This window comes from Catenovulum maritimum (assembly GCF_001050375.1).
Classification (GTDB): Bacteria; Pseudomonadota; Gammaproteobacteria; order Enterobacterales; family Alteromonadaceae; genus Catenovulum; species Catenovulum maritimum.
Genome location: NZ_KQ130489.1, coordinates 126,338 through 152,260 on the forward strand (window position 1 = coordinate 126,338; position 25,923 = coordinate 152,260).

At 36.6% G+C, this 25,923-nt stretch carries 23 protein-coding genes; 17 read left to right on the forward strand and 6 right to left on the reverse strand.

What is annotated here, in order from left to right:
• Window positions 1-4: 4 nt before the first annotated feature.
• From odhB to sucD, 3 genes are all read left to right on the forward strand, one after another.
• Complete coding sequence (odhB, locus tag XM47_RS09860; RefSeq protein WP_048692125.1) at window positions 5-1,510, forward strand: 2-oxoglutarate dehydrogenase complex dihydrolipoyllysine-residue succinyltransferase; 1,506 nt, start codon at window positions 5-7, stop codon at window positions 1,508-1,510.
• Window positions 1,511-1,849: 339 nt separating this feature from the next.
• Complete coding sequence (gene sucC / locus XM47_RS09865; protein ID WP_048692126.1) at window positions 1,850-3,016, forward strand: ADP-forming succinate--CoA ligase subunit beta; 1,167 nt, start codon at window positions 1,850-1,852, stop codon at window positions 3,014-3,016.
• Between the two features lie 2 nt (window positions 3,017-3,018).
• Window positions 3,019-3,891 carry a succinate--CoA ligase subunit alpha gene (gene sucD / locus XM47_RS09870; RefSeq protein ID WP_048692127.1) on the forward strand — a complete coding sequence of 291 codons (873 nt, stop codon included), beginning with the start codon at window positions 3,019-3,021 and terminating at the stop codon, window positions 3,889-3,891.
• Between the two features lie 49 nt (window positions 3,892-3,940).
• On the opposite strand, the gene panB is transcribed toward sucD, so the two are convergent.
• Window positions 3,941-4,696, reverse strand: a complete 756-nt coding sequence (gene panB / locus XM47_RS09875; protein ID WP_048692128.1) for a 3-methyl-2-oxobutanoate hydroxymethyltransferase — start codon at window positions 4,694-4,696, stop codon at window positions 3,941-3,943.
• A gap of 150 nt (window positions 4,697-4,846) precedes the next feature.
• Between panB and XM47_RS09880 the strand changes: the two genes are divergently transcribed.
• Together XM47_RS09880 and XM47_RS09885 are read left to right on the forward strand one after the other, a co-directional pair.
• Window positions 4,847-6,034: a BaiN/RdsA family NAD(P)/FAD-dependent oxidoreductase gene (locus tag XM47_RS09880; protein WP_281175809.1), complete on the forward strand. Its 1,188-nt coding sequence runs from the start codon at window positions 4,847-4,849 to the stop codon at window positions 6,032-6,034.
• Between the two features lie 505 nt (window positions 6,035-6,539).
• On the forward strand, window positions 6,540-8,870 hold the full coding sequence (locus tag XM47_RS09885; RefSeq protein WP_172656518.1) for a glycosyl hydrolase 53 family protein: 2,331 nt from the start codon (window positions 6,540-6,542) through the stop codon (window positions 8,868-8,870).
• 88 nt (window positions 8,871-8,958) lie between these two features.
• On the opposite strand, the gene fghA is transcribed toward XM47_RS09885, so the two are convergent.
• Window positions 8,959-9,816 carry an S-formylglutathione hydrolase gene (fghA, locus tag XM47_RS09890; RefSeq protein WP_048692130.1) on the reverse strand — a complete coding sequence of 286 codons (858 nt, stop codon included), beginning with the start codon at window positions 9,814-9,816 and terminating at the stop codon, window positions 8,959-8,961.
• Between the two features lie 55 nt (window positions 9,817-9,871).
• On the reverse strand, window positions 9,872-10,996 hold the full coding sequence (locus XM47_RS09895; RefSeq protein WP_048692131.1) for an S-(hydroxymethyl)glutathione dehydrogenase/class III alcohol dehydrogenase: 1,125 nt from the start codon (window positions 10,994-10,996) through the stop codon (window positions 9,872-9,874).
• A gap of 353 nt (window positions 10,997-11,349) precedes the next feature.
• Between XM47_RS09895 and XM47_RS09900 the strand changes: the two genes are divergently transcribed.
• Window positions 11,350-12,231 carry a LysR family transcriptional regulator gene (locus tag XM47_RS09900; protein ID WP_048692132.1) on the forward strand — a complete coding sequence of 294 codons (882 nt, stop codon included), beginning with the start codon at window positions 11,350-11,352 and terminating at the stop codon, window positions 12,229-12,231.
• A gap of 12 nt (window positions 12,232-12,243) precedes the next feature.
• On the opposite strand, the gene XM47_RS09905 is transcribed toward XM47_RS09900, so the two are convergent.
• The gene (locus XM47_RS09905; protein ID WP_048692133.1) at window positions 12,244-12,915 is read right to left on the reverse strand and encodes a hypothetical protein; all 672 of its coding nucleotides are present in this window, start codon (window positions 12,913-12,915) and stop codon (window positions 12,244-12,246) included.
• 149 nt (window positions 12,916-13,064) lie between these two features.
• On the opposite strand from XM47_RS09905, the gene XM47_RS09910 reads away from it, so the two are divergent.
• On the forward strand, window positions 13,065-13,517 hold the full coding sequence (locus XM47_RS09910; RefSeq protein ID WP_149865490.1) for a hypothetical protein: 453 nt from the start codon (window positions 13,065-13,067) through the stop codon (window positions 13,515-13,517).
• 41 nt (window positions 13,518-13,558) lie between these two features.
• Here the strand turns inward: XM47_RS09910 and XM47_RS09915 are convergent, their stop codons facing one another.
• Complete coding sequence (locus XM47_RS09915; protein ID WP_048692136.1) at window positions 13,559-15,232, reverse strand: glycerol-3-phosphate dehydrogenase/oxidase; 1,674 nt, start codon at window positions 15,230-15,232, stop codon at window positions 13,559-13,561.
• A gap of 15 nt (window positions 15,233-15,247) precedes the next feature.
• Window positions 15,248-17,005, reverse strand: coding sequence for a sensor histidine kinase (locus XM47_RS09920; protein ID WP_048692137.1), 1,758 nt, complete (start codon window positions 17,003-17,005; stop codon window positions 15,248-15,250).
• A 319-nt stretch (window positions 17,006-17,324) separates the two neighbouring features.
• Here XM47_RS09920 and XM47_RS09925 point away from each other — a divergent pair, with 319 nt between their 5' ends.
• The 10 genes from XM47_RS09925 (at window position 17,325) to XM47_RS09970 (ending at window position 25,890) form a co-directional block, all read left to right on the forward strand.
• Window positions 17,325-18,098, forward strand: coding sequence for an ABC transporter ATP-binding protein (locus XM47_RS09925; protein ID WP_048692138.1), 774 nt, complete (start codon window positions 17,325-17,327; stop codon window positions 18,096-18,098).
• Window positions 18,091-19,077, forward strand: a complete 987-nt coding sequence (locus XM47_RS09930) for a FecCD family ABC transporter permease (RefSeq protein WP_048692139.1) — start codon at window positions 18,091-18,093, stop codon at window positions 19,075-19,077. Before XM47_RS09925 ends, XM47_RS09930 begins: the two co-directional genes overlap by 8 nt.
• 8 nt (window positions 19,078-19,085) lie before the next feature.
• Window positions 19,086-20,159, forward strand: a complete 1,074-nt coding sequence (cobT, locus tag XM47_RS09935) for a nicotinate-nucleotide--dimethylbenzimidazole phosphoribosyltransferase (protein ID WP_048692210.1) — start codon at window positions 19,086-19,088, stop codon at window positions 20,157-20,159.
• Between the two features lie 4 nt (window positions 20,160-20,163).
• Window positions 20,164-20,934 carry an adenosylcobinamide-GDP ribazoletransferase gene (locus XM47_RS09940; RefSeq protein WP_048692211.1) on the forward strand — a complete coding sequence of 257 codons (771 nt, stop codon included), beginning with the start codon at window positions 20,164-20,166 and terminating at the stop codon, window positions 20,932-20,934.
• Complete coding sequence (cobU, locus tag XM47_RS09945; protein WP_048692140.1) at window positions 20,931-21,485, forward strand: bifunctional adenosylcobinamide kinase/adenosylcobinamide-phosphate guanylyltransferase; 555 nt, start codon at window positions 20,931-20,933, stop codon at window positions 21,483-21,485. Before XM47_RS09940 ends, cobU begins: the two co-directional genes overlap by 4 nt.
• The gene (gene cobC, locus XM47_RS09950; RefSeq protein ID WP_048692141.1) at window positions 21,478-22,131 is read left to right on the forward strand and encodes an alpha-ribazole phosphatase family protein; all 654 of its coding nucleotides are present in this window, start codon (window positions 21,478-21,480) and stop codon (window positions 22,129-22,131) included. The genes cobU and cobC overlap by 8 nt, the downstream gene beginning before the upstream one ends.
• Complete coding sequence (locus XM47_RS09955; RefSeq protein ID WP_048692142.1) at window positions 22,131-23,606, forward strand: cobyric acid synthase; 1,476 nt, start codon at window positions 22,131-22,133, stop codon at window positions 23,604-23,606. The genes cobC and XM47_RS09955 overlap by 1 nt, the downstream gene beginning before the upstream one ends.
• Window positions 23,607-23,612: 6 nt before the next feature.
• Complete coding sequence (cobO, locus tag XM47_RS09960) at window positions 23,613-24,218, forward strand: cob(I)yrinic acid a,c-diamide adenosyltransferase (RefSeq protein ID WP_048692143.1); 606 nt, start codon at window positions 23,613-23,615, stop codon at window positions 24,216-24,218.
• The gene (locus XM47_RS09965; RefSeq protein WP_245623449.1) at window positions 24,215-25,054 is read left to right on the forward strand and encodes a cobalamin-binding protein; all 840 of its coding nucleotides are present in this window, start codon (window positions 24,215-24,217) and stop codon (window positions 25,052-25,054) included. Before cobO ends, XM47_RS09965 begins: the two co-directional genes overlap by 4 nt.
• A gap of 551 nt (window positions 25,055-25,605) precedes the next feature.
• Window positions 25,606-25,890, forward strand: coding sequence for a hypothetical protein (locus tag XM47_RS09970; RefSeq protein WP_048692147.1), 285 nt, complete (start codon window positions 25,606-25,608; stop codon window positions 25,888-25,890).
• Window positions 25,891-25,923: the final 33 nt, after the last annotated feature.

A 25,923-nucleotide genomic window follows, 5' to 3' on the forward strand; every position in this document is an offset into this window, starting at 1 on the left:
ATAGATGACAACAGAAATTAAAGTACCTGTATTACCTGAATCAGTTGCAGATGCTTCTATTGCTACTTGGCATGTTAAAGTTGGTGATAAAGTATCTAGAGACCAAAATTTAGTTGATATAGAAACTGATAAAGTTGTATTAGAAGTAGTTGCACCTAATGATGGTGTAATTACTGAAATATTAAATCAAGAAGGTGACACTGTTTTAGGTGAGCAACTTATTGCTCACCTAGGTAATGCTGAAACAGCTATTATCGAGAGTGCGCCATTAAAAAATAACGAATCGGAACAACCGCAAACAGTAGATATTAAGGGTGAAGCTGTGGAGATTAAAGTACCTGTATTACCAGAGTCAGTCGCTGACGCAAGCATTGCAACTTGGCATGTTCAACCAGGCGAAGCTGTAACAAGAGATCAAAATTTAGTTGATATCGAAACCGATAAGGTAGTTTTGGAAGTTGTTGCTCCAGAAGATGGTGTATTAGGGGAGATTTTATTTCCTGAAGGCACTACTGTAGTTGCAGAACAAGTCATTGGTTCATTAATCAAAGGTGAAGCACCAGCAAAAGCTGCACCTGCGGAAAGCGCACCAGCAGAAGCTGCTGCAGAGCCAAGTGATGTGTTATCACCATCTGTTAGACGTGCACTTGCAGAAAATGGGATTAGCAGCGAAGAAGCTTCTAAAATCAATGCTTCAGGTGAAAAAGGTCGCTTAACTAAAGAAGATGTTGATGCTTATGTTAAGTCTAAATCAAGCCAAGCAGCTCAATCAGCTTCAGCAGCAGCGCCAGTACAAGCATTAACTGGTGAGCGTACGCAAAAACGTGTTCCTATGACTCGTTTACGTAAAACGATTGCGAACAGATTGTTAGAAGCTAAAAACTCTACTGCTATGTTAACAACATTCAATGAAGTTAACATGAAACCTATCATGGATCTTCGTAAGAAATATAAAGATATCTTTGAAGAAAAACATGGTGTTAGACTTGGTTTTATGTCTTTCTTCACTAAAGCAGTTACAGAAGCTTTAAAACGTTACCCAGCAATTAATGCATCAATTGATGGTGATGACATTGTTTATCATGATTATTTCGACATCAGCATGGCTGTTTCTACACCACGTGGTTTAGTAACACCTGTTTTAAGAGATACAGATCAATTAGGTCTAGGCGAAATTGAAAAAGGTATTCGTGAATTAGCACTTAAAGGTCGCGATGGTAAATTAACTATCGATGATATGACTGGTGGTAACTTCACAATCACAAATGGTGGTGTATTTGGTTCTTTAATCTCAACACCTATCATTAATTTACCTCAGTCAGCGATTCTTGGTATGCATAAAATTCAAGATCGCCCAATGGCTGTACATGGTAAAGTTGAAATTTTACCTATGATGTATTTAGCTCTATCTTACGATCACAGATTAGTTGATGGTAAAGAGTCAGTTGGTTTCTTAGTAACAGTTAAAGAATTACTAGAAGATCCAACAAGACTAATTTTAGATATCTAATTAAAGAATAAATTAGTTTAAAGGCGATACTTGGTATCGCCTTTTTTGTTTTTACTCCCCAAAAATACCCTTAGTTCAAACTTTAAGTTTTTTATCTATAAAATATTAATTGCTTCAATTTATGTCCGTAAAATCATATATATAGGTTTTATAAATGGATTCTTTTACTTTTTGTACGAATTTTAATCTCACTTGATAATATTTATCACTAAATGTTGATAAATATCATTAAATTAATTCGATAAACGCTTCTTTTTTACTAGTATTTAACAAGCTAATTTATTATATTTTTAGTTGGTTAAAAAGCACTCATGTAAACAACAATAAAGGAAGTCAGGTATGAATCTCCACGAATATCAAGGTAAGCAGTTATTTGCCCAATATGGTTTACCTGTTGCTAAAGGTGTTGCTGCACAAACACCAGCAGAGGCAGTTGCCGCGTTTAGTCAAGTTGAAGGCGACAAGCTAGTCGTTAAAGCTCAAGTACATGCCGGCGGACGGGGGAAAGCAGGCGGTGTAAAACTAGTTACGACAAAAGACGAAGTTGAAGCTTTTGCTAAGCAATGGCTAGGTAATAATTTAGTTACTTACCAAACAGACGAAAAAGGTCAACCAGTTAGCAGAATCCTAGTCGAGCCAGCTTGTCCGTTTAAGCTAGAATTATATTTAGGTGCGGTTGTTGATCGTTCTACTCGTCGTGTTGTATTTATGGCATCGACAGAAGGGGGAGTAGAGATTGAAAAAGTGGCGCATGAAACGCCTGAAAAAATATTAAAAGCGACAATCGATCCATTAACAGGTGCACAGCCTTACCAAGCTAGAGAACTCGCATTTAAATTAGGTTTAGAAGGTAAACAAATAAAACAATTTACCAATATCTTTCTTGGCTTAAGCAAACTCTTTATTGAAAAAGACCTTGCCTTAGTTGAAATCAACCCGTTAGTTATTACAGAAGATGACGATTTATTATGTTTAGATGCTAAAGTTGCAATAGACAGTAATGCTTTATATCGTCATCCAGACCTTCGTGAAATGCACGATCCAACCCAAGAAGATGAAAGAGAAGCTCACGCTGCTAAATGGGAACTTAATTATGTTGCATTAGACGGTAACATAGGCTGTATGGTCAATGGCGCTGGTTTAGCTATGGGTACTATGGATATTGTTAAACTCCATGGCGGCAACCCAGCTAATTTCTTAGATGTTGGCGGCGGTGCAACAAAAGAGCGAGTGGTAGAAGCATTCAAGATCATTTTATCGGATGAAAAAGTAAATGCGGTTTTAATTAACATTTTTGGCGGTATTGTGCGATGCGATTTGATTGCGGAAGGCGTTATTGGCGCGGTTGAAGAAGTGGGCGTTAATGTACCAGTAGTCGTTCGATTAGAAGGTAATAATGCAGAATTAGGCACTAAAGTGTTAGCAGAAAGTGGATTAAATATTATTGCGGCGACCAGTTTAACTGATGCAGCCGAACAGGTAGTAAAAGCAGCGGGGAGCAAATAATAATGAGTATTTTAATCAACAAAGACACCAAAGTTATCTGCCAAGGTTTTACTGGTTCTCAAGGTACTTTCCACTCACAGCAAGCAATTGAGTACGGCACAAAAATGGTTGGCGGTGTAACGCCAGGCAAAGGTGGCCAAACCCATTTAGGCTTACCCGTTTTTAATACCGTAAAAGAAGCGGTAGAAGTAACAGGTGCTGAAGCTTCGGTTATTTATGTCCCTGCACCTTTTTGTAAAGATTCAATTTTAGAAGCTGCTAATTCAGGCATTAAATTTATTGTTTGTATTACCGAAGGTATTCCTACCCTAGATATGCTTGAATGTAAGGTTAAATGTGATGAATTAGGTGTTCGTTTAATCGGTCCTAACTGTCCAGGTGTCATTACACCAGGCGAATGTAAAATTGGTATTATGCCAGGTCATATTCACTTACCAGGTAAAGTGGGTATTGTTTCTCGCTCAGGGACGCTAACATATGAAGCCGTAAAACAAACAACAGACACAGGCTTTGGTCAATCTACTTGCGTCGGAATCGGTGGTGATCCAATTCCTGGTTCAAACTTCATTGATATTTTAGCTTTATTTGAAGCAGATCCAGCAACTGAAGCAATTGTCATGATTGGTGAAATTGGTGGTACGGCAGAAGAAGAAGCAGCCGAATACATTAAGCATAATGTGACTAAACCTGTCGTTTCATATATTGCCGGTGTCACAGCACCAGCGGGAAAACGCATGGGCCATGCAGGTGCGATTATCTCAGGTGGTAAAGGAACTGCAGAAGAAAAATTCGCAGCTCTACGAGAAGCAGGGGTAACAACGGTTGATTCTTTAGCGGATATAGGCCGAGCATTAGCAGAAAAAACAGGCTGGTAAAATTGGCTTTTGAATAAATTAGAGGCTCAAGTGAGCCTCTAATTTAGATTTACTTTTCAGGAAAGCTTTTACTTTCAACTTCTTGTTTAAATTCAGTAACAACTTGATTAATTGTTTGGCTAACATGCGCATACTGTTTTGAAAATGGTGGCCAGTAATCACCAATTCCAAGTACATCATTAATCACCAAAACTTGTCCATCAGTATCCGAACCTGCGCCAATCCCGATAGTCGGAATTGATAATAAATTCGTTATTTTTGCGCCTAACTCAGCCGGAATATGCTCTAGCACTATCATACCAGCACCTGCATTTTGCAGCGCTAATGAATCATTTAGAATTTGCTCAGCTTCTTCATCTGTTTTACCCGCTTTTTTAAAGCTTTGCGCTTTTTGAGGGGTTAAACCAGTATGTGCTACAACCTCAATATCATTTTGGGTTATTAAATTGACAGCATCTAAATAACGACCTTCCAATTTAACACTGTCGGCACCAGCTTGAATTAACTTTTGAGCATTTTCCAATGCTTGCGCTGGATCTTCATAACTTAAATGGGGTAAATCACCGATTATATGAGTATTAGGAGCGCCACGTTTAACCGCGCTAATATGATAAATCATGTGTTCCATAGTCACGTCACGTGTACTTGAGAAGCCCATTTCGACCATACCAACAGAATCGCCGACTAATATGATAGGAATACCAGCTTGCTCTAAACTACGAGCAACAGGACAATTATACGCGGTAAGCATGCTAATACGTTGCACGCCCTTTAATTTTTGTAATTGATTAAGAGTTTGTGTCATGTTTTTCTTAATGCAAATGATTAATTGCTAAAGGATACCTATTTAAACTCAAATCGGCAATTAATGGCTTTATATATGTCGTAAATAATCTGGCGACCAATAAAAACACTTTATGCTAAAATGCAATTTTTCACTATTTAAGAGTCTGGTTTGCAAAATAAATTTGATGTCATTATTTTAGGCGCTGGTGCTGCTGGTTTAATGTGCGCTGCAACTGCAGGTTATCAGGGTAAAAGTGTACTCGTATTAGATATGGGTAAAAAGCCAGGCCGTAAAATATTAATCAGTGGCGGTGGGCGCTGTAATTTCACCAACGAAAATGCATCACCTGCTAATTACTTATGCGGTAACCCGCATTTTGTTAAATCTTGTTTGAGCCGTTACACTCAAAACGATTTTATAGAACTGGTTGATAGACATGGATTAGCCTACCACCATAAAACACTTGGCCAGCTTTTTTGCGATAACTCAGCACAAGATATTGTCGATATATTATTAACTGAGTGTGATTGGGCAGGGGTGCAATTACAACTCAGAAGTGAAGTTTTATCGGTTACAAAAATCGATGAAGCATACCAATTAAATACGACAAGTGGCGATTATGTGTGTGAATCGCTAGTGGTTGCATCAGGCGGTTTAACTATGCCTAAGTTAGGCGCAACGCCGATTGGCTATAAAATTGCCGAGCAATTTGGTATTAAGGTGTTACCAACAACCGCAGCCTTAGTGCCCTTTACTTTACATGATCATGATAAGCAAAGATTTGATGGTTTATCAGGCATCAGCATAGATTGTTTAGTTACCTCAGAAGATAAAACCAGTTTTAGAGAAAATATCTTATTTACTCACAGAGGCTTATCCGGCCCAGCTATTTTACAAATATCATCTTATTGGAAGGCAGGGCAGGCTGTTAGTATTAACTTGTTACCGGACACAAACTTAACTCAAGTGATTGAAAATTGGCGTCAAACCAGTGCTAAAAAATCACTCAAAAATTGTCTCACCCAAGTACTCCCAAGTCGATTTATCGAGATTTTAATTAAAGAAGAAGCAATTCCCGATAAAGCAGTTAACCAATTAACTCATAGTGAAATTAATCATATTGCTGATTATTTACATAACTGGACAATTAAACCAAATGGCACAGAGGGCTATCGCACAGCCGAGGTTACTCTCGGTGGCGTTGATACAGATGAGCTCAGCTCCAAAACTTTCGAAGCGAAAAAATCCAAGGGTTTATACTTTATCGGTGAGGTAACAGACGTTACCGGATGGCTAGGAGGTTATAACTTCCAATATGCTTGGAGTAGTGGTGTTGCATGTGGACAGGCGGTGTAAGCAAAACGGATTAAAATTAAATTGTGCAGAGAGAGTCTGCACAATTGTTATTTGCCACTGGTTATTAGTCACTAATTAAATCGAATCCAAGTGTTGTTATTCCATATTGCTGAAAACGAATATTAGGTTATCTGGAATCGTCATTATAATAAGCGCTGATTTTAAATAACAAGCACGAAATGATTCTCAATATTTTATTACATCATCAACTTAATTATCGGTTAAAGTTTCTATAATAACCTAAACTCTACAAAATGGCGGCATCGACTTTTTGTACTTAAATTAAGCGCCTGTTCCTATTATCTTTGCTGCCGATCAAATTCCATATAAAGTTAATCGTTTACTTTAATTGTTTTAATTTATAACCATATATAACGAATTTTGTAGTTTACTCAAATAATATCCACTTTAATTGTTGATAAAATAAAGGTAATCGTTTACTTTAATTTATCGATAACAAAATATTTACATTATTATGATTAATTACGCTTCTATATTAAAAAGTATGTCTTTGTTAATTTGTTTAGCTAGCTGTTCGACAGATATAAAACTTAGTTCTGAACCCGATACCCATGAACAAACTTTACCACATGACTCTGGGATTTATGTACAGCCAATTCAGAGCTTGCATACTAACTTTATAAAAGGGGCGGATATTTCGACTTTAATTGAAGTTGAAGCAAATGGGGGACAGTTTTATGATGAAAATGGCCAACAACAAGATGCATTAGAAGTTTTGGCTGAACATGGTATTAATTGGGCAAGAATAAGATTATGGAATGACCCTTATAATGTTTCATGGGTAACAAATATTCTTGGCTATGATGTACCTGGTGCTGTCGGAGGGGGGACTAATGATCTGACTAAAACCATTAATTTAGCTAAACGAGCAAAATCGTTGGGCATGCAAGTTTTGTTAGATTTCCATTACAGTGATTTTTGGACACATCCTGGCCAACAGTATATACCTGATGCTTGGGTAGACTTAACCGAGCAACAAGTTCAACAAGCCCTTTATGATTTTACTTATGACACTTTAATCGCTATGAATAATTCAGGTGTGTTTCCTGATATGGTGCAAATAGGTAACGAAATTAACACTGGGCTAGTATCACCAATCGGAGATGATGTTACTTCAGCTGCAGCGATCGCTCTATTACAAAATGGTATTAAGGCGGTTAGAGATGCAGAAACTGAAACCAATAATACAGCTCAAATTATGCTTCATTTAGCCGAAGGCGGTAAATCGCACGTTTTCACCCGAGCTTTCGATGCTTTTACTACTGCTGGTCTTGATTACGACATTATTGGTGCTTCTTACTATCCATATTGGCATGGCAGCTTAGCTGATTTACAAAACACGTTAGATACAGTAAGCCAAAGGTATAATAAGCCTGTGATTGTAGTTGAAACAGCTTCGGCATTTACCTTGGAAACGGGGCCTGATGGCGGCTCAAATATTTTCGGCAGCACGGATGAAGAAAATGCTGGCTTTAAAGCAAGTGCTCAAGGTCAGGCAACTGCGATAAGAGAAGTTATCAATGTAATTGCAAATGTACCGAATCAACAAGGTGTCGGTGTTTTTTACTGGGAGCCTAGTTGGTTAGGTGTCTCTGGTGCTGGCTGGGCTACAGGCAAAACAAATGGTTGGGAGAACCAAGCTTTATTTGATTATGAAGGCAAGGTACTTGATTCTATGGATGTTTTTTGGAAAGTGTCAACCAAGGAAATAGTAACACCGCCTAACATTGTAAATATCGAACCTATTCGTATCGAAGTAGAACAAGCCGAACCGGTTAACTTACCTCAACAAGTTAAAGCTTTATATACTGATGATGCTTGGAGATTAGTGGATGTCACATGGCAAAACACTGCATCATCTGATCTTGTTGGCACGTATGAAATTAAAGGATTAGTTGGACTAATAGAAGTAAGTTTACAGATTAGAGTTATTGAAAAAGTACAAGCTGATAACCAAAGCGCATTATTAAATGATAGCTTTGAAACTGGCTCATTCTTGCCATGGAAGTTAGGGGATGGTGATGCAGGTTTGATCGTGACAAGTAACCCAGATGACGTATACAAGGGGGAATATGCTATCCATTTTTGGCTAGATAAGGATATTTTGCAAAGCCTTACTCAAACTCAAAAAGTGAGTAATGGACGTTATAAAGTCAGTTTAATGTCCATGGGAGGGGATGCTGTAAACAATTTGTCTAAGTTAATTGCAACTAGTGCAGACGAGAGCCAAACGGCAGCCATTCAATTTTCAAGCTGGGGCGTGTGGCATGAATCCAGCGTTGAGATAGAGGTTACTGATGAAAACTTAACTGTCAGTTTAGCATTAAACGAAGCTGAAAATACTTACGGTAATATAGATCATATAAAAGCTGAGCCTATTAGTGCTAACTTGTTAGTGAATGCTGGATTTGAAAGTCCAGATATATCACCTTGGATTATCAGTGACCAAAGCTTTGGTTTAGCTCTAACGAGTATTGCAGACGAAGTTTATTCTGGGCAGCAAGCTATGCATTTTTGGAATGATAACTCAATTTCGACCAATATTAGCCAGACACTGACTTTGGACAATGGGCAATATAGTGTTTCAGGTTTTTTTATGGGGGGGGATGCAACCAATAATCAATCTTTATTAAAGGCAACCAGTGGTGATAACGCTAGTTGGTCACAGATAGTGTTTAACGGTTGGGCAATATGGAATAAATCTGAGTTGATAATTGATGTAATAGACAATTCACTTACAGTTGAAATTATTCTAGATGAAGCAGCCAATACTTGGGGGAATTTTGATGATATTCTCATCAAAAAAGTAAATTAACGAATTAAAATATTTTGATTAAATTGGCTAAAACCTTAAAAGGCTAATCAAATTGAATAGCCTTCTGAATGAAAACATCTAATTTGTACTATTTTGAGGTTAAATTTGAATTAAAAAACCTTAAATGTTGTTCTATAAAACTAGAGATAAAGAAATAACTATGGTCATAGCCAACTTCTAAACAATAGGTAAGTGGATAGTTGTTTTGCTCGGCGGCAGCAATTAAATTATCCGGCATGAGTTGCTCGGCTAAAAAATTATCACTATCACCTTGTGAGATTAAAATAGGTAACTTGTTTGAATCTGCAATATTACGTTTAATTAACTCAGTCGCATCATATTCCAGCCAGAGAGTTGGATTGTCACCTAGGTATGCGGTGAAAGCCTTAATTCCCCAAGGACATTTAGTTGGATTACAAATTGGACTAAACGCCGAAATACTAGAGTATTTTTCTGGATTTTTTAAGCCAATTGTTAAAGCGCCATGGCCTCCCATAGAATGACCACTTATGCCTTGTTGTTTATTAACAGGGAAGTTGTTTTGGATAATCTCAGGCAGTTCATTCACAATATAATCGTACATATTGTAATAAGTCTGCCAAGGTGATTCAGTCGCATTTAAATAAAAACCAGCACCTAAACCTAAGTCGTAACTCTGCTCAGTATCGTCAGGTACATTTTCCCCTCTTGGGCTAGTATCTGGCGCAACAATGGCAATGCCGAGCTCAGCAGCAAGTTTAAATGCCCCAGCTTTTTGCATAAAGTTTTCATCTGTACAGGTTAAACCTGATAACCAGTATAAAACAGGTACGGTTTGACCTTGCTGCACTTGTGGCGGTAGATAAATAGCAAATTTCATTGTGCAGTTATTAACTGCTGAAACATGAGTGAATTGTTGATGTAATCCAGCAAAAACTTTGCTTGAAGAAACTTGTGTTAGTGTCATTTTAATAACTAGGCGAGGGGATTATCCTAGCCTAGCTCCATATTAAAGGCCGTGATTAAAAGTGGATAACGGAACGAATACTTTCACCATTTTCCATTAACTCGAATGCTTTATTAATATCTTCAAGTGGCATGGTGTGGGTTATAAAATCGTCTAGTTTAAACTCACCCGCTAAATATCTTTCTACGTAATCTGGTAATTCAGTTCTGCCTTTAACGCCGCCAAATGCAGTACCGCGCCAAACTCGACCGGTTACAAGTTGAAATGGTCTGGTTGAAATTTCTTGCCCAGATCCAGCTACACCAATAATAACCGACTCTCCCCAACCTTTATGGCAGCACTCTAACGCGCTTCGCATTACATTCACATTGCCAATACATTCAAATGAAAAATCTACACCGCCATCGGTTAGCTCTACTATCACTTCTTGAATTGGTTTGTCGTAGTCATTTGGGTTAATACAATCTGTCGCGCCTAATTCTTTAGCAAGATCAAATTTTCTTTCGTTAATATCAATTGCAATAATGCGACTGGCTTTAGCCATAGTCGCGCCAATTACAGCTGACAAGCCTATACCACCTAAACCAAAAATTGCGACTGTGTCACCTTGTTTTACTTTTGCTGTATTCATAACAGCCCCCATACCTGTCGTGACACCGCAACCGAGTAAGCAAACTTCTTCTAACGGTGCGCTCTTGTTAACGACAGCTAAAGATATTTCAGGTAAAACTGTGTGCTCTGCAAATGTTGAGCAGCCCATGTAATGGAAAATTGGTTGGCCATCTTTATAAAAGCGGGTAGTGCCGTCTGGCATTAAGCCTTTACCTTGAGTTTCTCTAATTTTTTGACATAGATTGGTTTTGCCTGATAAGCAAAATTTACATTCACGACATTCTGGTGTGTATAAAGGAATAACATGATCGCCCACTTTAACACTGGTAACGCCTTCACCAACTTGCTCAACAATACCACCGCCTTCATGACCTAATATGGTTGGGAATATGCCTTCAGGATCAGCGCCAGATAAAGTAAAAGCATCTGTATGGCAAACTCCTGTTGCGATAATACGAATTAATACTTCGCCTTTTTTAGGCAACATTAAGTCAACTTCTTCAATTTTAAGCGGTTCATTAGCTTGCCATGCAACTGCTGCACGAGTTTTCATAAATTGGTCTGTCATAAAGCTTCCTAGTCTGTGTCGTAAGTATAAGTCCCTAAGTATAGTAAACCTCAACTCTGGATAACAACTTGCTTTCTTGAGGGCATTTTTTCTAATAACTGAGTTGAATTTGCGTAGGTAATAGCCAGCTATTACCTACGCAAATTCGCCTTGTTTTAAGAAAAAATACCTATCAAGAAATAAAAATTTAATAATATCTCTAGCTTCATGGGGTTAGCTAATTTCTTACCCCGAGTTAAGGTTAGTATTCTTCAGGTCTAATTTAAATTTAATCAATTTTTCAGTTATTATAATTATCTCCGTATGGTTTGTAATCTAGCTAATCTGTAAATTATTTTTACTCAGAGGTAATAATGTTGAAATGGCAGGGTATATCCGAATTTGTTGCTGTGGCTGAAACTCAAAGTTTTACCAAAGCCGCGCAAAAGCTAAATGTATCGACCGCCCATGTAAGCCGGCAACTTAATAGTTTAGAGCATAGGTTAAAGGTGAAATTACTATATAGAACAACTAGAAAAGTAAGCTTAACTGATGTTGGCAGTCATTTTTACCAAGAATGTCGCTTGTCGCTAGATGCACTCGATAACGCCGTTAACTCTATAACTGAATCCGAATCTTCAATTACAGGTAAGATAAGCATTACAGCGCCGACTAATTATGGCGAGCTTACAATAATTCCCATGTTAAATGATTTTATCCTGCAATATCCAGAGATTAAATTAGATCTAAAATTAACTAACCAAAGACTAGATTTAGTCGAAGACGGCATAGACCTAGCAATTCGACTGGGCGAGTTAGAAAACTCCACTTTGATGGCAACTAAATTGACGAGTCGCAAAATTCATTTATGTTCATCTACAGATTATGTGAAATCTTACGGTATGGTGAATGCGTTAAATGACTTAGATAAACATAACTGTTTATTGGGCACAGCGGATCACTGGCAATTTACCCAAGCGGGAAAGTTAAAGCGCGTCAGAGTTTCAGGTAATTTAAGATATAACAGTGGTTATGGTTTATTAGATGCAGCATTGAAAGGGATTGGTTTAATTCAGCTGCCGGATTACTTTGTCAAAGATAAAATTCAATCAGGTGAATTAATTAGGCACCTAACAGATTACGAAATCACACAAGATCCAATTTGGGCCGTCTACCCATATAATAAACAAGTGTCAAAACGGGTGAAGTTACTGATTAGTTATTTAAAACAGCAATTTCTCTCTCCACCAAATTAAAACGATACAGAGTTAAAATTGATAACCAAGTGATAAGCCAAACCAGTCTTGATTTGTTAAGTCTGCTTGTTTTAAGTGAGTGCCAATCCAATTCTTTTCATATTGAAATATGACAGATAAAGAATCCATCATTTGATAAGTCATTACGGCACCAATTCGACTTGAATTATAACCTTGATAGTTCTCATCAGCGTATCCATTGTCATAACTCGCAATAACATATGTATTTAAACTTAATAACTCTAGGTTGAGTAACTGGTTATTAAAACCAGACTCAATAAACCAAGCATTAGCTTCTAGACTGTATACTGCTTCAATGAATGGTACGAAAAGATCCGTGGCTTGATACTCTACGCCAATGATTAGCTCGTTATCATTTTCATTATCTTTAAAAAATTGAAAATGACTTAAACCCGCGTAAAGATTGAATTGGTTTAATTCGGTTTGATAATAAGCGGATGCTGAAAATTCGTCAGTCTCTTTGGAATTACCGTAACTTATTTCAAGGCTATAGTTTTTATCGATTTGGCTAGTGAGATTAAGCCATCGAAATGCTTCATTTGATACAAGCCTAGCTTCGCTAATATACTGGGAATGATAGGCTAATAACAACTCAGACTCAGCTGATTGACAGCTAAAGTGGGCGAATACAACACAAATCGCAGAGGGTAGCTTGTAATTCAAATATGCTCCGGATAACTAAATGGAAAAAGATGCGTTTTAAATAGTGATAAATTCAACTGCTGGAGTATAATTTAAATATACATCGTATATTTAAATGTTGTCCAGCAATTGATTTACAAGGAATGTTGCTAATTTAAAGAATTAATCCTATGACTATTATGTTTCACCCTAATAAAACGAATCCAGAACGCTTTCGAGTATTAGACAAGGAACTAAAAATTCAAAAATACTTTTCTATTAAGCAGCATGGCTTAGCTAAAGCCAAAAAGTTAGCTGAAGAGTTTCAGCAAACCATAGATAAGAAAAAACGTTATAGACAATTAAAACGAGATCTTGGTATCAATAAGTTGTTTCGAGAAGATGGCAGTATAAAAGGTGTCAAAAGAATTAAAAGAGAACGCCCAAATCGTAAACCTTATGAGTGTTTTGCGGTTCAGGTTACAATTGCACCTAAAACCCACAAATCTACAGAAATTATAATTAAAGATGATTTTCAAGCTGCATACGAAAAGCTTCAACAAAGCTTACTGAGCTTTCATAATATTGAAAATTCAGCTGAAATTAAGGATATGTTCGCACAAGCCAAAAGGTTATATTGGTAGTTTTATGCCCAAGTGGTTTGGGTATATATAGATAAAATGAGTTAGCTTAGATTTATTCGATATTTACTTGATAATATAAGCTCACACTTTTCTAAAGCATTTTCTGCTTGTGCAGGTGTCCAAGCTAAACATTCAGCGAGGACTTGAGTTAATTCAGCAAGAATATGTTTCGTTAATAAGCCATTTAATGCAATTCTAGTTCTCCTTAAAACCAGATCTTCTAAGCAAGCCACAGCTTCAAAATTGATTAAATACTCAATTTCAGCGATTGAATAGTCCGCAATAAATTTTGATTGTTTACTAATAGTCGAATTCGTAATGAAAGCGACAATTTTTTGATAATCTATGCTGTAGCGGCTGCTAAGCAGATTTAGGTACTCTGGACTTAATTGACTAGTAGATTCAATCACCGCATTTTTATTGACTTGATTTGTAACCTTGGCTGGTGAGCTAACTTGTGTTGGCTTTTTATTTAAAGCGGCTAGGGCTTCAGAGATAGCTAAATCTGAGTGAGCTTGAAACGTTGTCCATTTACCGCCAAACATATTAATCGTAGTAACACCTTTATCTACCTTTGTCGTGACTTTGAATTCTCTAGTCATACTTGCTGTATCAGTCGATTGACTAGCAGCAAGAGGGCGGACACCAGTGAAACAGCAAACTAAGTCTGCTTTTGAAATCATGTTAGTCGGAAATAAATAATTAAATTCCGCGAGTAAATAATCTATTTCATCTTCTGTAATTTGGGCTTTATCTGGACTCGATATTTTAAGGTCTGTGGTACCGACTAATAACAAGTTTTTATACCAAGGAATGATAATACATACTCTTTTATCTGAAGTTTCAAAATAAATCATTTCTTGTTGGAGAGCTTGGTATATCTGCGGTGCTCTGACAATAATATGTGAGCCTTTGGTGCCGCTAATAAACTTACTTTGACTTCCCAAGCTTAGGTTGGTTTGATCACACCAAGCCCCCGTTGCATTGATAAGTGTCGTTGTCGTTATGGAATGAGTTTGATTTGTTAGTAAATTTTTAAGTTCGAATTCTTTATTGTTTCTTTGGCATATTTGAACATAATTGAGCGCTAAATTATTTTTAGAATTAGATGCTGCTAATCCTAGTTTAATTTGTTCAATAGCCATTCTTTCTGGAGAGGCAATAAATGCATCAGTATAGATACCCGCAAAGTTGAACTCTGAATTTAATTGTGGCAATCGGGATTTAAGCTGTTGATTTGTCTTAAATTCAGGCTTTTTGATTAAGTTAGAATCTGATTTTAAACTCAGTAGTTTATAAAAGAATAGGCCTAAATATATTAATAGCGCCCCTCTTGAATAATTAGGGTGCTTTAAACCTAGCACCTTTAACGGTGAATAAATCAATCCTGATAATAAACTGCGGCAGGGTACTATAGTATTTATAGGTTTAACTAGATTAGGGTAATCTTGCAGCAGGTCATTTCTAGCACTTAGTGCTTGTTTTACTAATTTTATATCACCATGTTCTAAGTACCTTAATCCACCATGGACCATACGTGAACATGCACCACTCGCACCGGAAGAAAAATCTTTGTTGTCAATTAAGATACAATGATAACCAAGTCGTGATAGCTTGTTAAAAACGGCGCAGCCATTAATTCCAGCACCTATAATTAAAACATCAACCTCTTTGCTTTGTTCTAATTCATGCCAACTAGCCGCTTGTGTCCACATTATTAGCCCTACTTGTTATAAGACATCTTGCTCGACAGGGGTCACTTTAGGGATCGTGATGATATAAGTTAATCCATGTCCTAACTCACTCTCCGCGACTAATTGACCATGTAACGTTTGTTTTACTAAGTTATAAGTAATATGCGTACCTAAACCACTCCCACCTTTTTCTCGCTTGGTAGTAAAAAACGGGTCAAATAATTTTGACAGTACGTCGCGACTAACACCTTTACCATTATCTCGGTAAACAATTTTAACCGTTTCATCTGCTTCTTCGGTAATGGCTATTTTTATCTGCCCTTGCCTCATTTTTTCAAAACCATGAATCAGTGAATTCATAATTAAGTTAGTGAAAATTTGTGAAATTGCGCCAGCAGGGCAACGCATATTAAGATCTTTAGGGCAGCTAATTTCGATAGTATGTTGTGTTTTCTTCAAATGAGGCTTGAGAGAGTTAACAATATCATGTGTGTAATTGTGTAACTCAATGTTTCTAATTGCTTCACTCGCTTGGTCAACTGCGATTTGTTTAAAGCTTGCAACTAAATCAGAAGCTCTTTTGAGGTTTGTGGTTATTAGTTTAATACTTTCATTTGCTTCATTAATAAAGCGCTCAAGTGATTTTGGAGATAATGTCTTATCTTGGTATTTTTCATTTATTACTTTAATTTGCTCTGTTAAATAACTACTTGCAGTTACACTGATGCCAATAGGGGTATTTACATCATGCGCTATACCCGCAACTAAACCGCCTAAAGATGCCATTTTTTCAGATTCTACCAGCTGAACTTGTGCTGATTTGAGCTCTTCCATAGATTGCTCTAATTCTTTGTGTTTGCCCATCAAAGCTTCTTCCGCTTTGTTTTTGACATTCATACCCGCTTTGAGTTCTTTTTGGCTTTTCTCTAGTTCTTTTTTCTGCGATTCTAAATCGAGCATAACTCGACTTAAATTGGCGGTCTTTTTCGCTACTTCTTGTTCGAGCATTAAGTTTTGATCATCAAGCTTATTATTGGCTTCGATTAGATCTTTATGTGCATTTTCGAGTTGTTTACTATAGCCTGCGATCCTATCTAATAATGAGTTATACGCATCTTGCAGCACCACTAATTCATTTTGATCAACTAAACCCAGTTCAATTTTAGATTGTTCTAATCTTTCGATGTCGAAATTTTCAATTTGCTCGGTTAATTCATATAGAGGTTGGCTAAGTAGCCTTTTAAAGGTGACTAAAATAATGATGAAGAGAATCGTCGTTATGAGTAAAGCTTTAAATACGAGTAAATACAAAGCAACTTCGATGCGCTCTATAACAATATTACTAGAAGAGAACAGAGTGACATCGCCCACTTGGATGGGTCTACCCGAAAATTCAAAAATCAGTGGATAAACATAGCCAAAAATTTCCACATTTCCTTTATTTATCAGAATTTGTTCATCACCCGGTTCAATTGGTATTTCGACCCCATCAATTATTTGACCTAGCTTAGTGATAATTTCATTACTTTCGTCTCTTAATATGACGCCTTCTATCGATGGCATAGCAAGCAACCCAGTTGCTATCGTCGATGATTGCTGAACATTTAGTTCCCAAATGGCACGAGTTAAGCTACCACTGAAGGTTTTTTGTAATGTTTTTAGCTCATTTTCGATATGATTTTTAGCTAAGTAATACTCACTAACAATTTGCACTGCTGTTATAACAACAGTTAAGCCTATGTATATAGTCAATACTTTGGTTAGGAGTTTTCTCGACAGACTTATTTTTTTCATATGACTTAGTAATAGGTATTTATAATTATCAATATAGTTTATTTAAAGCAACTTGCTCTATTTAAATCTATATTATTTAAAGTTATTTCTGTTAAAATTCTTATTTGAAGTTTTGGGAATACGGATTGAAGCCGTAACTGTACCCGCAACTGTGTTTTAGTTTATCTAATAAGTCAGATTACCAAGATTTCAAGCCATCTACCTAGTTATTAGGTGTACACTCAATTTTGTGCGGGAAGACACAAAAAGGTGCTTTTAAAAATGACCTATATTTAATCGCAATCTTTTGTCCTGTGCTGCAAATCGGCCGTTTTATTTAATGCTCAAAGTTTTAAACCTTGGTTGGAAAATTAATCAAGTTGATATATTAAAGTCTATTAATGTTGAAGTTACGCAAAATTCTGTGACCTCAATTGTAGGCCCTAATGGCTCAGGTAAAACCAGTTTACTGCGCTGCATTTACCGCCAAATTGATGATTTTAGTGGCGACGTATTGGTTAATCAGCAAAATCAAAAGCAATTAGGTCAATTGGATTTTGCTAAGCAGGTTTCAGTAGTCACTCAGCAAATTAGCCATAACTTTGCGTTAAAAGTAATAGATATAGTTCGTATGGGACAATACCCATACCAATCAGCATTTAAAGCTAGCTCTGAGTCTCTAAAACAAGATTTAAATGAAATACTGATTAATTTGGAAATTGAACCTCTTAAACATAAGGTTTTTTCGAGTTTATCGGGTGGAGAGCAACAAAGAGTACTCATCGCAAGGGCACTCGCCCAAAAACCTAAATTACTCATTTTAGATGAGCCTACAAACCATTTAGATATTCATTTTCAACATCAAATCTTAAGTTTTTTACAGGAATTAGAAATTAGCGTTTTAATGACGATTCATGATTTGAATTTGGCTGCTCAGTATAGTGATCAAATTATTATGCTGAATAAAGGTCAAATCGAGTCAAGTGGCTCACCCGAAGAAGTGTTAACAGAAAACAGCATCAAGAAGGTATTTAATCTTGATAACCATGTTGGTGTCAATCCGATGACCAATAAGCTGCATGTGTTTTTTAGAAATGAGATGTGCCATGTTTAACGCTTCTACACAGGTTAAAATTATTTTTGGTCTGATTGGCTTGTTGGTGAGTTTTTTTGTCTCTTTGTTTTTTGGCTCAGCAGAGTTAAGTATTCAACAGGTTTCAGCTTGTTTAATTAATGACTGTGATAGTCAAATGATAGAAACCTTAATTTGGCAAATTAGAATGCCAAGGGTTTTAGTTGCCGTTTTGTGTGGAATGGGTTTAGCTGTTGCGGGCGCGATATTGCAAAATACAACCCGTAACCCTTTAGCTGAACCTTACTTATTTGGAGTTGTGTCTGGCGCTGGGTTAGGTGCTTCCATCGTCAGTTTGTGGTTTAGCCATAGCCCAAGTTTTGTCTTACCGCTTGTCGCTTTTTTTGGCGCATTAGCGGCAATCTTGATTGTAGTTACCATACATTCAATTTCTAAAAAACAGCAAATTGCTTCTTTGTTACTATCTGGTGTCGCTGTATCTTTTATGTTCAGTGCTATCAGCCAGTTTATTTTATTTGTTGGCGATCCTTTTGCCGCCAACCGAGTCATTTTTTGGTTAATGGGCTCGTTGAGTCGAGTTGAAAACCAACATTTAGTGATTATTGCCCCCGTGGTGATTGCCTGTATTAGTCTAGTTTATTATTTACATCGTCAATTAGATGCCCTGATGTTAGGGGAAGAAAACGCCTTAACCATGGGAATTAACGTTAAATCTTTAAGGTATGTATTATTAGCGTTATGTGCTGCTTTAACGGCAATTTTAGTTTCTTTTTGTGGTGGAATTGGCTTTGTTGGTTTGATGATACCGCATATAGCAAGGCAAATATTCGGTGTTACTTCAGCTAAGTTAATTACTGGTTGCATTATCATTGGGTCAATTTTTCTAATATGGGTTGATGTCATCGCAAGGGTTGCAGTGAAAGGGCAAGAAATTCCGATAGGTGTCATTACTTCGGTAATTGGCAGTTTATTCTTTATTAGTTTGATGTTGAAAAAATGAATGAAATTATGATTTTAGATATAGTAGTACCGGCTTTAGACAAATCGCGCTTAAATGAAATTATTCATCAAATTAATAATAAAACTAAACCCTTAGGCGCCTTAGGGGATTTAGAAAAAATCGCTAGTCAGTTGGCCCTTATTCAACAAAATGAAGAACATAATCAGAATAACCAAGGTATTGAGATTAAATTATCTAAACCTAGTATTTTAGTTTTTGCTGGCGATCATGGCATTGCAGCCCAAGGTGTGAGCATAGCACCAAGTGAAGTTACACAACAAATGGTGCTGAACTTTTTAGCAGGGGGCGCGGCAATCAACTGTTTTTGCCTAGCAAATGATATCGATTTTAAAATTATTGACGCAGGGATTAAAACTGAAATTACCCCAACACCTGAAAATTTGATAGTTCAACGCATACAAGCTGGAACACAGGATTTCTCTATTACATCTGCAATGTCAGTCGAGCAAGCCAACCAAGCAATACAATTAGGTTTTGTATTAACTCAATCTATTATCGATCAAGGTTGTAACTTGATTGGATTTGGCGAAATGGGAATTGCAAATACCAGTTCGGCTAGTGCACTCCTTTCTGCTTTTACTGGAATTGAAGTTAAAGAAACTGTTGGTTTAGGTACTGGTATTTCCAATCAGCAACTTACAACTAAGTTAACTTGTATTGAGAAGGCTCTGGCTAGACTTTCTGTGACTGAAATGAAACCTGATGAAATTTTAGCTGAGCTAGGTGGTTTTGAAATTGCTCAAATAGTTGGCGCAATTCTAGCCGCGGCGCAAAGGCAAAAAACGATAGTTATCGATGGTTTTATTGTTACAGTTGCGGCTTTAATTGCAACAAGAATACAAGCCAATGCACTCGATTATATGATTTTTAGCCACTCAGGAGATGAGAAAGCACATCAAACAGTACTAGGTGAACTAAATGCAAAACCTTTACTTAAACTTGGATTAAGACTGGGTGAGGGGACAGGCGCAGCTTTAGCTATGCCACTGATAAAATGCGCAGCTGAATTTTTTAATAATATGGCGACTTTTGATTCAGCGGCTGTTGAAAAAGTTGTTTAATAAAATGAAATACCAGCTTAATTTATTCTTTTTAGCGCTTGGATTTTTCTCTCGACTGCCTATTCCTAAATCAGTTACTTATAGTGAATTAAAGCTAAATCAATCCAGCCGATATTTTATGTTAGTCGGTTGGTTGCTTGGTGCCTTAGTTGCATCTGTCTACTATATTGCCAACCATTTCTTTTCCGAACATATTAGTATTTGGCTGGCAATGGTTTTTAGTTTGTTTTTGACTGGTTGTTTCCACGAAGACGGGTTTGCAGATATGGCGGATGGTTTTGGTGGTGGCTTAACCGTAGAAAGAAAACTCACTATCATGAAAGACAGTCGTTTAGGAACATACGGCGTCACAAGTTTGATTTTGTTACTGTTAGGCAAATTTCTATTATTAAGTGAAAGCCAGCATATTGTGATTGCTCTAATCGTCGCCTATGGATTATCTCGAGGTATTGCAGCTAGCTTTATTTATGATATGGATTACGTCACAGATATAGAAGAATCTAAATCTAAACCTTTAGCTAATAATCAAAATAAGTCTGATTTTATTATTCTTATCCTAACGGCTATTCCAACTGTTTGGCTGGTAGGCATGGAAGCCAGCCTGATCTTATTGGCAGTATTATTAGCATTTAGAACTATATTCAAAGCCTTCTTATACCGTCATATACAAGGGTATACAGGTGACTGTTTGGGCGCTGCGCAACAAGCAGCTGAAATATTAATTTATTTCACATTACTGCTTATTTATCAAAATTCTGGAATGTTAATTTTATGATTAATTTGATTATTGGTGGTGCTCGTTCTGGTAAGTCAAATTACGCCGAACGTTTGGCGAAAGCTTTATTCGATAACAATACATCGAAAATGATCCATTATATTGCGACAGCTGAGTGTATTGATCAAGAAATGGAACAAAGAATAAATCAGCACCGCTTAAATAGACTGGCAAGGTTTAAACAAAATACAGTTGAATTACATGAAGTACCTCTCGAATTAGGCGATAAACTCAAGCAATTAAATCAGCCAAATAATATAATACTAGTTGATTGCTTAACTTTGTGGTTAAACAATCAATTATACTATTCACCAGAACAAGACTTTGCAGATCTATGTGAATCGACATCTAATTTAATAAATAATTTACAAGCAGATGTTATTTTTGTCTCAAATGAAGTTGGATTAGGCATAATCCCACATAATGAAATCAGTCGTCGATTTGTAGATGAAGCAGGGCGTTTAAACCAAGCTATTGCAAAAAATTCAGACAATGTCATTTTTATGCTAGCTGGAATCGAACAATGTTTAAAAGGGGCAGTTTATGTCTAATAGTAGTAATAGAACATCTCGATTTACTTTAATGAGACATGGCAGTGTAGCCGGTCGACCTGCCTTATATGGCCATACTAATGTAGTTTTAAGCGACAAAGGCTTATCAGACATGCATAAGGCAGCCGAACTCGTTGATTTAGATGATAACATCGACAAAATTATTTCTTCACCAATGTTAAGGTGCGCTACTTTTGCTGAAAGATACAGCGAAATGTACAACATTAAAAATCAACTTGATCCAAGAATTACCGAGATGGATTTTGGCCGCTGGGATGGATTGCCATATGACAGATTAAAGCATCACTGGTCTAAGCTTGAAGCATTTTGGGCAAATCCATACAAAGTAACGCCACCAGAAGGCGAAAGATTAAAGCAGTTTGGTAAACGCGTTATTTCGTTTTGGCGAGAAACAATGGAAGCTAATCAAGGTGAACATTATTTAATCGTGACACATGGCGGTGTTATTAGAATTATATTAGCCAATATTCTTGATATTGATTGGCGAAATGCCAACTGGTTTAGCAATTTAAAAATAGATTATGCTTCGTTAAGTAAAATTGAGATTGGTGTCCATGAACAGGCAAAACCGGTTATAAAAACGATAGGCAGCCATGCTAGTGGTTTTATAAAAGAGTCTGATTAATGAATAAAACACTTATGGTTCAGGGCACTAGTTCTGATGCCGGTAAAAGTTTATTAGTTGCCGGTATCTGTCGTGTCTTAGCCAGAAAAGGCTTTAAAATAGCACCTTTCAAACCGCAAAATATGGCATTAAATAGTGCGGTTACTCAAGATGGAGGCGAGATAGGTAGAGCACAAGCCATACAAGCATTAGCTGCAGGTGTAAAGACTCAAGTCGATTTTAATCCTATTCTACTAAAGCCAAGTTCTGATACAGGTGCACAGGTCATTATACATGGCAAAGCCGTCTCTGATATGCAAGCGACTAAATATCACGATTACAAAAAAGTAGCAATGAATGCTGTTATTGAATCATTTGAACGGTTAAATGATAGTTTTGATTGCATAATTGTCGAAGGCGCAGGCAGTCCAGCTGAAATCAATTTACGCGAAGGTGATATTGCAAACATGGGCTTTGCTGAAAAAGTAGATTGTCCAGTTGTCTTAGTTGCAGATATCGACCGCGGTGGAGTATTCGCCCAAATTGTTGGTACTCTAGAGTTATTATCTGAGAGTGAAAGAAATCGTATTGTTGGCTTTGTTATTAATAAATTTCGTGGTGACATTAAATTATTAGAATCAGGTTTAACTTGGCTCGAAAATAAAACCAATAAGCCTGTTTTAGGTGTTCTTCCTTTTATTAAAGGATTAGAGATTGCTGCTGAAGATGCAATTGAAACGCAACAAGTTATCACAGATGAAAAAGTTACTATTGTAATTCCGGTTTTTCCACGTATCAGTAACCATACCGATTTTGATTCTCTTAGGTTACATCCTCAAATCAATCTTATTTATGCTAACCCAAATAAAGCTTTACCTAGCGCTGATCTTATCATTTTACCTGGCAGTAAAAATGTTCGAGCAGATCTTGAACACTTGCGAAAAATGCAATGGGATAAGCAAATAGACAAGCACTTACGCTATGGTGGTAAATTATTTGCCATCTGCGGTGGGTATCAAATGTTGGGTCATTTAATAAAAGATCCAAATGGTTATGAATATACCCCAGGACAAAGTCATGGCTTAGGTTATTTACCAATCGAAACGGAATTAAAACAAGATAAAGTATTAATAAATACAGAGTACAGACTCAATTTGGCAGGGCGCTCAACTCAAGTTAAAGGCTACGAAATACATTGCGGCGTTAGCCAGATAACAGATGAAAGCTTAGTTAAACAGACTTTGTTAGATAATGCCAATGGATTAAACAAGTCAGATGGCTTTGTCTCTTTAGATAATCAGGTCGCTGGATGTTATTTACATGGCATATTTGATAATCCGGAAGCCGTTAATATTTTAGCCAATTGGCTGAATGCTGATTTATGTAAAACTGAAGATTATGTAAAGCAGCAGTTATCCGCATTGGATAAATTAGCTGATGCATGTGAAGCGCACATTGATTTTAACCCAATATACAAACACCTAAATATTAAGTAGATAACTATGGTAGATGAAGTAATGCAACAAGAAAGACACCAAGCAAGAATGCAAAGATTAAAAGCAAAAGTCGATGCAAAGATACAAGCTGCACAAGAAGAGCGCGGTATAGTTATTGTTATTACGGGTAATGGTAAAGGCAAATCCACATCTGGTTTTGGTACTGTAGCCAGAGCGGTTGGACATGGGCTGACTACTGCTGTTGTTCAGTTTATTAAAGGCACTTGGGCATGTGGTGAAAGAGATTTACTTGAAAAATCTGGCTGTCAATTTCACGTAATGGCCACTGGATTTACGTGGGAAACTCAAAATAAAGATGCTGACATTGCTGCTGCTGAAAAAGTCTGGGCTGAAGGTAAAAAGCTTTTAGCAGATCCTAACGTTGATCTGATTTTGTTTGATGAATTAACTTACATGCTTAGCTATAAATATTTAGATATAGACGAAGTTTTAGATGCTATCGTTAATCGTCCTGAAAACCAACATGTGGTGGTAACTGGCCGCGGTGCACATAAAGCACTGATTGAAATTGCGGATACAGTCAGTGAAGTTCAATCTATTAAACATGCTTTTGAAGCCGGTATTAAAGCGCAGAAAGGAGTTGATTGGTGATTTTAAGGGCGCTTGTTTTACTGATTGTAAGTCTTAATTTTATTCAATTGGCTTGGGCAGAATCAAAGCCTAAGTTCATTGTTTTAGCGCCGCACATAGTCGAAATGTTTTATGAAATTGGTGCTGGTGAGCAAATAATTGGCACCACAGAGCATTCTGATTATCCTGAATCAGCTAAAGCGATTCCTCGAATCGGTAATTATGCGAATCTACAGATAGAAAGAATCCTGCAATTAAAGCCTGATCATATTATTGCTTGGAAATCAGGTAATCCAGATGAAGATTTAAAACGCTTAGCAAGATTAGGTATTAATTTGAAATATTCTAATCCGAATAGCATTGAAAGTGTTGCACAAGAGATCCTTTATTTTGGCGGATTGTCTGGTCATCAAACACAAGCCAGAATCGTTGCCGATAAATATTTAGCTCAATACAAACAGTTAGTAAACAAATACAAGAATAAAAAACCGGTTAAGATTTTTTATCAATTGTGGACATCGCCATTAACCACAGTTTCAAACAATGCGTGGCCATTACAATTAATCAGAACCTGTCAGATAGATAATTTGTTTGATAACTTAATTGGTGATTATCCACATATCAGCAAAGAACAAATTATTGTCGGTAAACCTGAAATAATTATTATCCCAACATCTAATTCTGAACCTAATGGCTCAGTAACAGATTGGAATCGATATACCAGTATTCCGGCAGTTCAAAACAAACAAGTTTTGACCGTTAACTCGGATAAACTGCACAGAATGACGCCAAGAGCTATAGACGAACTCGCAGTTACATGTGAGTTAATTGAAAAGTATCGCATCAGTACTCAATAGTATAAAGGCGGCGCAAGATAAACCAGTTTAATAACTGGTTTATGCATACCAAAACAAACCCATAATGTATATTATGTTAAATTGACTATTTATATAATAAGCTGGCATTGATATTACATTCATTATTTGATTAGTTACTACGCTCTTTAAAATCGCTTGATGAGTTTATGATAGCTCGGCTGAATGCGCTACTAATAGCCGGCTTTACGTATGCCAATTCGTCTTGTCTAAAAGAAAGTACCTCTTATGAGACAAAATTAAATAATAACAATAGTTTAATGAGGTTCGCTAATTTTTATCACGAGTTAAGTAACTTACTTTTAGTAGTTTTTTATGTGGTTGAACTTGATTATGTCTAGCCTTCCTAACATTTAGCATAAAATTCCGTCCGATGAATTTATGCTAAATGTCACTAAAATTAGCCAAAAGCACAAATAAGCGCTATTTTAAATAAATAACATATTTTCAACATAGGAGAAATTACTGTAGTCGCTCAAATTAAGACTGAAGATTAAACAATAATTAATGACTTAAATAATGAGGATTAGAAAATGAATACAGATATAAAACAAGTCCTTGCATTAAAAGGCTTTCCACAAGATTGTGAATTTGTAGGTTATGGTATTGTAGATAATGATGAGTATTTACTAAGTTTTGACGCTGAGCTAGGTACGATACAAAGAGCTTGGGGTAACGCGCCTTTATTAGCTTGTACATTCAGTGACTATGAACAAGCGTCCGTTGTAAGAGATAAAATTAACGCTTCAGCAAAAATTTGTGAAATGTTCGAAAATAATGTAAATCGATATATTACAATTCCTTCCAATGCCCATTAATTTTATTCAACCTACATTAAAATTTTAATGTAG

Bases quoted from the DNA above. Each gene is read 5' to 3' on its own strand.
- odhB (WP_048692125.1), top strand. From the start codon at position 5: ATGACAACAGAAATTAAAGTACCTGTATTACCTGAATCAGTTGCAGAT.
- sucC (WP_048692126.1), top strand. From the start codon at position 1,850: ATGAATCTCCACGAATATCAAGGTAAGCAGTTATTTGCCCAATATGGT.
- sucD (WP_048692127.1), top strand. From the start codon at position 3,019: ATGAGTATTTTAATCAACAAAGACACCAAAGTTATCTGCCAAGGTTTT.
- panB (WP_048692128.1), bottom strand. From the start codon at position 4,696: ATGACACAAACTCTTAATCAATTACAAAAATTAAAGGGCGTGCAACGT.
- XM47_RS09885 (WP_172656518.1), top strand. From the start codon at position 6,540: ATGTCTTTGTTAATTTGTTTAGCTAGCTGTTCGACAGATATAAAACTT.
- fghA (WP_048692130.1), bottom strand. From the start codon at position 9,816: ATGACACTAACACAAGTTTCTTCAAGCAAAGTTTTTGCTGGATTACAT.
- XM47_RS09895 (WP_048692131.1), bottom strand. From the start codon at position 10,996: ATGACAGACCAATTTATGAAAACTCGTGCAGCAGTTGCATGGCAAGCT.
- XM47_RS09900 (WP_048692132.1), top strand. From the start codon at position 11,350: ATGTTGAAATGGCAGGGTATATCCGAATTTGTTGCTGTGGCTGAAACT.
- XM47_RS09910 (WP_149865490.1), top strand. From the start codon at position 13,065: ATGACTATTATGTTTCACCCTAATAAAACGAATCCAGAACGCTTTCGA.
- XM47_RS09915 (WP_048692136.1), bottom strand. From the start codon at position 15,232: ATGTGGACACAAGCGGCTAGTTGGCATGAATTAGAACAAAGCAAAGAG.
- XM47_RS09920 (WP_048692137.1), bottom strand. From the start codon at position 17,005: ATGAAAAAAATAAGTCTGTCGAGAAAACTCCTAACCAAAGTATTGACT.
- XM47_RS09925 (WP_048692138.1), top strand. From the start codon at position 17,325: ATGCTCAAAGTTTTAAACCTTGGTTGGAAAATTAATCAAGTTGATATA.
- XM47_RS09930 (WP_048692139.1), top strand. From the start codon at position 18,091: ATGTTTAACGCTTCTACACAGGTTAAAATTATTTTTGGTCTGATTGGC.
- cobT (WP_048692210.1), top strand. From the start codon at position 19,086: ATGATTTTAGATATAGTAGTACCGGCTTTAGACAAATCGCGCTTAAAT.
- XM47_RS09940 (WP_048692211.1), top strand. From the start codon at position 20,164: ATGAAATACCAGCTTAATTTATTCTTTTTAGCGCTTGGATTTTTCTCT.
- cobU (WP_048692140.1), top strand. From the start codon at position 20,931: ATGATTAATTTGATTATTGGTGGTGCTCGTTCTGGTAAGTCAAATTAC.
- cobC (WP_048692141.1), top strand. From the start codon at position 21,478: ATGTCTAATAGTAGTAATAGAACATCTCGATTTACTTTAATGAGACAT.
- XM47_RS09955 (WP_048692142.1), top strand. From the start codon at position 22,131: ATGAATAAAACACTTATGGTTCAGGGCACTAGTTCTGATGCCGGTAAA.
- cobO (WP_048692143.1), top strand. From the start codon at position 23,613: ATGGTAGATGAAGTAATGCAACAAGAAAGACACCAAGCAAGAATGCAA.
- XM47_RS09970 (WP_048692147.1), top strand. From the start codon at position 25,606: ATGAATACAGATATAAAACAAGTCCTTGCATTAAAAGGCTTTCCACAA.